At 66.4% G+C, this 1,799-nt stretch carries 1 protein-coding gene and 1 pseudogene; both read right to left on the bottom strand.

Going from position 1 to position 1,799, the window contains the following annotated elements; translation table 11 throughout:
* A partial coding sequence (locus tag BACI9J_RS22750) for a ParA family protein (protein WP_159736656.1) occupies positions 1–307 on the bottom strand: 307 nt, incomplete at its 3' end.
* 236 nt (positions 308–543) lie between these two features.
* Positions 544–1,799, bottom strand: a pseudogene (locus BACI9J_RS22745) (helix-turn-helix domain-containing protein); the annotation flags it as partial.

Below are 1,799 nucleotides of genomic sequence, written 5' to 3'. Positions count from 1 at the left end.
GATCAAAGCGGGCCGGGAGCACATCAATCCGTTCTCCTTCTGGTGCCACATCTGTATCCCAGCCACAGGCAACTACAGCCGCCTCCCCTGCGCCATCCTGAGCGGCCGCGATTACCTCGGACATGGTGGGGATCGGTGCAGAAGGATCCCACTCGACCCCTAGACGTCGAGTGGCGTTCGCCTGGGGATCCATGTCTACGACAAGAACGCGGCGTCCAGCCCGCGCAAGAGCAGCAGCGAGCTGACAAGTCACCTGCGTCTTGGAGACACCACCCTTGTTGTTGGCAATCGCTGTGATGTGCGTCATCAGCCCTCCGAGGTAAGCGTTTCAAGGCTTGTTTTGGTTGCAAGCCATGCGATCCAATATACACAAGTCTTGCAACAAATGCAAGGGTTGTAATACAAGCAACCCAATAAACACGTGCTTTCCCCGGGAAGGGGTAGAGCTCGGATACGCAAGTCTTGCAACGCACGCAAGGGTTGCAACCCTTGTAACACAATAAATGCTTGCGTTTACCGCTTTGATGAGCCGGGAACGCACGCTCAAGCTGCCAACTCGAAGTCCCGGAGCTGTTGGAGAAGTCCGCGTCGGACGAACCGCATGGCCTCTTGGTGGTCGGCTCGGCCGTCGCTCGAGCATGGGTATGCCGGGTATGCCTCGGGGCCGCCGTGGTCGTCGACGGATCGGAACATGACGACCTGCCTGGTAGGGGTGCGGTCGCGGCCGCGTCTGCCGGCTTTGCGGATGAGGTGGTTTTGCCACCAGGCCCAGAGGTCTCGCTCGTCGGCGTACTGCTGTTCCCGTCGCCGGAGGATCCCGTCGACGCCGAGCTGCTTGGCCACGTGTGTGCGGAAGTCCTGGAGCCGTCGGCGCCAGCCGGTGGGTGTGGCGATGGCGAGTGTCCAGCGGCGCATGCGTGCGAGGGCTGCTCGTGCGCGGCCGCGGGGGAGTCCAGCACGGTCCGCAACCACCTCGACCGCATGCTCATCAGTGGTCAGGCTCTCGTACACACGCCGGGCGGTGGGTCCCAGTCCTGCACGGGTGAAGACGTCGTGGCGTCCGGCGTCGAGTCGGTCTTCAAGAGCGTCGAGGAGGGTGACCCTCACGTCGAAGAGCTCGGCCGGGGGGCGGGCGGTCACATTGTGAAGTGGCCCGACGTGTACGGGGGGTGTGGAAAACCGGTCTGTGAGTCGCCAGACGGCTGCGTTGGGGCCGTCTGCCTGGCGCCGGCGGGTGATCCATCCGGCGGCGTGGAGGCGGCGGAGTGAGCGGTCGACGGTGCTCGAGGGGATCCCGGTGGCGATCGCCACGGACCGGAGTGCGGCCCCGACGTCGCGGGAGCCTGAGCGCAGGGAGATCCAGGCGAGGTAGGTCAGGACGGTGCTGTCGTGCAGGTCTGACTCGGTGCGGGTCCAGCGTCCGGGGGAGGCGGTGAACGCCTGCAGCATGGCCTCGACTACGTCGACGATCCCGGTCAGCTGGGTCAAGTCGCGTTGTTGGCGTTCCTCGGGCGCGTACCGGTACAGCACGGCCCGTTCCTGCGCCTTCGTCCACTGCCGTTCAAGGCGCGCTGCAGCCTCGGCCGCGGTGCGGGGCGCGCGGCCGCCGGTGGGACGGTTGCGGGTGCGGTAGTGCTCCATGCCGGGTGCGGTCTTCGCGGCGTGCTCGACGTCGGCGAGGGTCCACCCGGACACCGCGGCCGCGAGCAGGCACAAGTAGGCGGTGCGGGACGGGTCGCGGCCGCCGGCGACGGTTCCCATGTGCGCCTCACCCCACGCGGGCAGGGACCGGTGCACCC

Origin of the sequence: Arthrobacter sp. 9V, from assembly GCF_902506065.1 — a bacterium.
In the GTDB taxonomy this organism is placed as follows: domain Bacteria; phylum Actinomycetota; class Actinomycetes; order Actinomycetales; family Micrococcaceae; genus Arthrobacter.
This window is presented reverse-complemented; position numbering and strand designations above follow the sequence as displayed.